The 4,869-nt window shown below is 56.4% G+C and carries 6 protein-coding genes and 2 pseudogenes; 4 read left to right on the plus strand and 4 right to left on the minus strand.

What is annotated here, in order from left to right:
- Positions 1–142: 142 nt before the first annotated feature.
- Together RMO15_RS31890 and RMO15_RS31895 are read left to right on the plus strand one after the other, a co-directional pair.
- Positions 143–568: a hypothetical protein gene (locus tag RMO15_RS31890; protein ID WP_309722928.1), complete on the plus strand. Its 426-nt coding sequence runs from the start codon at positions 143–145 to the stop codon at positions 566–568.
- A gap of 45 nt (positions 569–613) precedes the next feature.
- Positions 614–1,048: a hypothetical protein gene (locus tag RMO15_RS31895; RefSeq protein WP_309722931.1), complete on the plus strand. Its 435-nt coding sequence runs from the start codon at positions 614–616 to the stop codon at positions 1,046–1,048.
- Positions 1,049–1,051: 3 nt separating this feature from the next.
- Here the strand turns inward: RMO15_RS31895 and RMO15_RS31900 are convergent, their stop codons facing one another.
- On the minus strand, positions 1,052–1,702 hold the full coding sequence (locus tag RMO15_RS31900; RefSeq protein WP_309722934.1) for a hypothetical protein: 651 nt from the start codon (positions 1,700–1,702) through the stop codon (positions 1,052–1,054).
- A 19-nt stretch (positions 1,703–1,721) separates the two neighbouring features.
- On the opposite strand from RMO15_RS31900, the gene RMO15_RS31905 reads away from it, so the two are divergent.
- Positions 1,722–2,393: an HAD family hydrolase gene (locus tag RMO15_RS31905; protein ID WP_309722937.1), complete on the plus strand. Its 672-nt coding sequence runs from the start codon at positions 1,722–1,724 to the stop codon at positions 2,391–2,393.
- Here RMO15_RS31905 and RMO15_RS31910 read toward each other — a convergent pair.
- The 3 genes and pseudogenes from RMO15_RS31910 to RMO15_RS31920 all read right to left on the minus strand — a co-directional run.
- Positions 2,365–2,871, minus strand: a pseudogene (locus RMO15_RS31910) (ankyrin repeat domain-containing protein); the annotation flags it as partial. The gene RMO15_RS31905 and the pseudogene RMO15_RS31910 overlap by 29 nt on opposite strands.
- Positions 2,872–2,876: 5 nt before the next feature.
- Entirely contained in the window at positions 2,877–3,767 is an 891-nt protein-coding gene (gene ilvE, locus RMO15_RS31915; protein ID WP_309722943.1) for a branched-chain-amino-acid transaminase, read from the minus strand.
- A gap of 66 nt (positions 3,768–3,833) precedes the next feature.
- A complete protein-coding gene (locus RMO15_RS31920) occupies positions 3,834–3,980 on the minus strand; it encodes a hypothetical protein (protein ID WP_309722946.1) in 147 nt (48 codons plus the stop codon).
- Between the two features lie 130 nt (positions 3,981–4,110).
- Here RMO15_RS31920 and RMO15_RS31925 point away from each other — a divergent pair.
- A pseudogene (locus RMO15_RS31925) lies at positions 4,111–4,869 on the plus strand (hypothetical protein); the annotation flags it as partial.

A 4,869-nucleotide genomic window follows, 5' to 3' on the forward strand; every position in this document is an offset into this window, starting at 1 on the left:
TCTTCGAATTTGTCTTTGATCTGTTGTACAATTTCTTGGGAGTTGGGGGTCATGGCAGTCTCCTGGCGTTATTTTTGTGGTACAGACATTATGCCTGAAATTGCCACCCCCAACTCCTTCAACCAAAATGAGTCACACCCATTTGATTCGCACATCTGCAACCGATGTTGCGGAGGCTGCACGGGGGCTGGGTGACAACGTAAACTGGAGCGTTTTAGGCAAAGGCAGAACAGCGGCCCACCAGATCGCGGAGTGTGCGATCATGACGGCGGGCATTATGGGAATTCTGGAGACAGGGAAAGAGCCTGAATTTGACTACGCCGCCTTCATGGAAAAAGTCAATGCGCTCGCGGAGGCTCCTGATGTGGGACTGTCGGCTCTGGATGTAAACACGGAGGCGCTTTGTAAGGTGGTTGCAAGTATGACGGCTGAGCAGCTTGCCACAGAGATTCCCACGGTATGGGGGCCGCCAGGTGGGACGCGCAGTCTGAAGTCGTTTGCATTGTTGGTGCAATGGAACAATACGTATCACCAGGGACAGATTGTGTTTATCTCGACCTTACTATAACTTGCCATACCTTGGGTAGAATACCCAGCGGAGGTTTTATTGAAAATGAGTATGATACAAGGTGCGATTCGGCAATCCGTCGGGTCACTGACAAAACTAATCAACGAGCTAGGCGAGAAAGCAAGTTGGTCACCGCTGGACAAGGGGCGTACGGCTCTGAATCAGGTTGCCGAGTGTGCTTTGATTACCGGCGCGTGTACTGGCATAATCGGAGCCAAGGCAGCTACTGAGATTGATTGGGCGGCTTTTGCAAAAGCACAAGCGGAGCTTGAGGCGAATCCTGAAGGACTACTAACGACGCTCGCAACCAACACCGACGCATTTTTCGTGGCGCTGGATGGGCTTTCTGCGGACGACGCCACCATCGAAGTTACCATGCCTTGGGGCGCAACCTACACGCTTGCTGGCTTGGCGAATGTGGTGTACTGGAATAACACCTACCACGAAGGGCAGATCAACTACATCCAGACCCTGCTGTAGTTTCTAACCCTTCCACCAGGGAGCGTTGCTTGTGACACCTGCCTCTTCTTTCGGAGCGGCGGGTGTTTTTATCTCTGTGGGAAGCTTGCGCCAGACGACTTCGGTGTTCGGAGGCAGTGTGGGGCGCGGCTGACGAAGGCGCTGGATGCTTTGCTCGAAGTGCTGTGGGTCGGCGGGGGGGAAGTAGAACGTGCCGCGCTTGTGGCGGATTTTGTAGTGCCCCTGAGCTGTCATCGAAAAGGTCTGCTCTTTGGGCGGCCAGCAGATCCAGCCTTCCGTGACCAGCTCCTTGCGGCTCACGGGGGAAATCTCCTCAACCTGATCCCAAGCAATGGTCTCCGTGGGGGCCAGAAGGCGCTTGATATGAACCCCGCGCTCGTCCAGCTCTAGGCGCACGACGCTGATCTTGCGGAGCATGAAGACAAAGACCAGTGGCCCCAGAAGCGCGAGTAGGCCCCCCTCGGGTGAGTGGAAGAGAACACTGCCCAGCCAGCCAAAGCCCGCGATCATCGCCAGCATCGCAAGCAGCATTAACGGGAAAGTAATCGCCGCATAGGTCCACCCGATCTTCAGGTCGGCTTGGTCACGGGGCGGCAGATGCGGCTGAATAATCACGCGTTGCTGGGTCTGACGAAGGGCTTGTTGCTGAGGCATTCGGGTAAACTCGCTTAAGATGCTAAAATTAATGGGGATGCGTGCACTGATTTTTGATTTTGATGGAACGATTCTGGATACCGAGACCCCAGAGTTTCTCTCGTGGGAGAAGATTTACCATCAGCACGATCAAATCCTTCCCCGTAATCTCTGGCTCTCCGCAATTGGAGTGGGGCCACAGGATGCTAAGTTTAATCCCTATACGCACCTGGAAGAGCTAGTCGGGACTTCGCTCGATCACGAAAAACTCCGCGCACAGCGCCACAAAATATTTTATCGCACCCTGGACGACGAGCCTATACGGCCTGGAGTTACGGACTGGCTGGAGCAAGCGAGCACAAATGGGCTCCACATTGGTCTTGCTTCATCCTCACCCTACGACTGGGTACATGGGCACTTAGAGCGCCTTGGACTTCGCTCGCACTTCTCGGCGATCTACACCAGTGACCATGTCGAGCGTGCCAAGCCGCACCCGGAGCTCTATGAAAAAACGGCGGCTCATTTTGGCGTGAAACCGAGCGCGTGTATCGCCATCGAGGACTCGTTCAATGGCGTCACCGCCGCCAAAGCCGCAGGGTGCTACTGCATCGCCACCCCGAACCCCATGACCGTGACCATGGATCTCTCCGCCGCAGATCGTATTGTGTTATCGTTGGAAGAGATCAGGCTCGCTGAGCTGCTAGAAGGCTAACCATCTCCGAATAACCTCGCTGCTGGGCGTGCTGTAGCGGCGTGACTCCCTCACGGTCTGCGATGTGGGGATTAGCTCCCGCGTCGAGGAGCTGTTTGAGAATGTCTTGATGGACGGGGCCGCCATCGGACAGAAGGATCGTCTCTAGGAGCGCCGTCCAGCCGAGGTTGTTGATGTGGTCTATTGCGATCTCGGTCTTGAGCAGCTCACTAACAGTGTCCGGGTGGCCGTGATGGCACGCGGGAATGAGTGCCGTACCGCCGTAGCGATTGGTGTCTTTCAGATCGGCTCCAGCGGCGAGGCAGAGGCGTAGAATCTCCAGATGCCCTTCAGCTCCTGCGTAGAGATAGGGAGTGTCATGGATCGCATCTTTGGCATTCACATCCGCGCCCGCTTCGATTAAGCGCCGCGCGGATGCAATATCGTTGGCCCGAGTAGCCCGCAGAAGCGCTGTGCGTCCGTCAGAATCTCGGGCTTCTTGGTTCAAGAGGAGATTGGGGTGCCGGTGGACTTGGTGTAGGCGCGGAAGGCTTCGATGAGCTTGGCGGTGTTGGGGCCAGGCTTGCCGTCGCCGATCAAGCGCTCGTCTAGGGAAACCGCAGGGATGATCTCGGCGGCGGTTCCGGTCAAGAAGCACTCTTTGGCGGAGTAGATGTCCAGGAGGGTCATGTTTTCCTCCACCACGACACAGCCGAACTGCTCGCGGAGCAGCTTGATCGCCACACCACGGGTGATGCCTTTGAGGCAGCCTGCGGAAGGATGCGGCGTGACAAAAACACCGTCGGAGTTGAGGATGAAGACATTGTCGCCGGTTGCTTCCGCGACATGGCCTTGCTGGTTGAGCATGATGCCCTCGCCTGCTCCGACTCGGTTGGCTTCCATCTTCGCGAGAATATTGTTGATGTACTTGCCGGTGCACTTGATCCGTGCGTCTATGGCGTCCGGTGATGGCACGCGTGTGGAGCAGGTGATCATGTCCAGCCCTTTTTCGTAGAGCTCCGGGGGGTAGAGTGCAAGCTGGCGTGTGGCGATCACAAAATTGACTTTGGGCTCGATGTGCTTGGGATCTAGCCCAAGTCCCGTGCCACGTGTCAGATTGACCCGGATGTAGCCATCGCGGTGGTCGTTCTTGCGGCAGGTGGCGACAATCGCCTCGAAGGCTTTGGTCTCGTCCAGATCTCCTAGGGGAAAGCCTAAGGCGCGAGCCCCCGAGAGAAGGCGCTCAACATGCGGCAGCAGCTCAAAGACTTTCCCGTCATAGACACGGACGCCCTCAAAGAGACCATCGCCATAGAGATACCCGTGATCAAAAAGAGAGATCGTCGCCTGCTCTTTGGGAATAAACTCCCCGTTGACATAAACAAACTCGGCCATGCGAATATTGTACCCGATGCCCTCCTCCCAATCCTGGGAGGAAGAAGTAAGGAGGGGCGTTTTTGTTTACGGCAGGTTGGTGTGGATTGGGTGGCCTGCAGAAAAGAGGCTACGGATGAGCTTGCGGTAGGCGCTGATGTCGGCGTTGATGCAGGTGCCGAGATTACGTAGCGTGCCCTGCGCCGCTTTAATGTCGTTGACGGCGCTCTCCATACCGTTGGTGTGGTTGATTAACGTGGTCTGTGCCGTCTAAATATTATGCATTTCTGTCTTTTTTTCTTGATAGTAAGGAAAATTATGTCACGAGAGACCATAGCATAGTCGTAAGGTATAATTTGCTAAAATGAAGATGAAGAAGTATCTACCGATAATCGGCACATTGATCTGCCTCGCTCCTCTCCGCTCGGCACACGCGCAGCCGTACTCCTCGTCCCAGTTTCTCCGGGACACGCGCCAGTACACGGCAAATCTGATAGACGGTCTGCGCTCTAGCTCTAGCTCGACGTACAAATCTCCCTACAGCTTCGGCAATAGCTACGCGCCGCCGTACCAGCGCAAGCAGGAAAACTGGCAGCGGGAGTACGTCGCTCCTTTAACGCAAGAGGAAAAGCGCAAGAAGAAACAGGCAGAGGATGCCGCCGCCGCGATTGAGCGGCAGAGAGCGGCGGCGGACGCTGAGGAAGCCCGTGCCAACGAGCTCTGGCGCAAGGCCAAGATCGAGATCCGAAAGAGGGACGAGGCAAGAAGAATCAGCGACGAACAGGATGCGGCGGAGCGCCGCGAGCTGGAGCGCCGCGCCGATGCGGGCGACGAGACCGCGATCATTGCGCTGGCGGAGAAAGCGGACACGAACTTCCGAGCGGACGCGGATAGAATCATTCGGGCGGCGAAGATCGGTCACCGAAACTCGATCAGCCGACTCGGAGATACCTCCGACGATCCCATTCGATCGCAGCTTGGTCTGTCGCAGCTGTTGACCAAAGAAGAGAAGGCATACTGGCGCGCCGTCGCCATCGAGAAAGGCGATCCCGCTGTCGCCTATTCGTCAGCCCGCACTTTTGAGAAAAAGGGCGAATGGGCGGGAGCCGTCGCGGTTTTGAAG

The organism is Armatimonas sp., from assembly GCF_031410135.1.
GTDB lineage: Bacteria > Armatimonadota > Armatimonadia > Armatimonadales > Armatimonadaceae > Armatimonas.

What these genes read in the sequence shown, in the direction of transcription:
- RMO15_RS31895 (WP_309722931.1), top strand. Translation starts at nt 614, where the DNA reads ATGAGTATGATACAAGGTGCGATTCGGCAATCCGTCGGGTCACTGACA.
- RMO15_RS31900 (WP_309722934.1), bottom strand. Translation starts at nt 1,702, where the DNA reads ATGCCTCAGCAACAAGCCCTTCGTCAGACCCAGCAACGCGTGATTATT.
- RMO15_RS31905 (WP_309722937.1), top strand. Translation starts at nt 1,722, where the DNA reads ATGCTAAAATTAATGGGGATGCGTGCACTGATTTTTGATTTTGATGGA.
- ilvE (WP_309722943.1), bottom strand. Translation starts at nt 3,767, where the DNA reads ATGGCCGAGTTTGTTTATGTCAACGGGGAGTTTATTCCCAAAGAGCAG.
- RMO15_RS31920 (WP_309722946.1), bottom strand. Translation starts at nt 3,980, where the DNA reads ATGGAGAGCGCCGTCAACGACATTAAAGCGGCGCAGGGCACGCTACGT.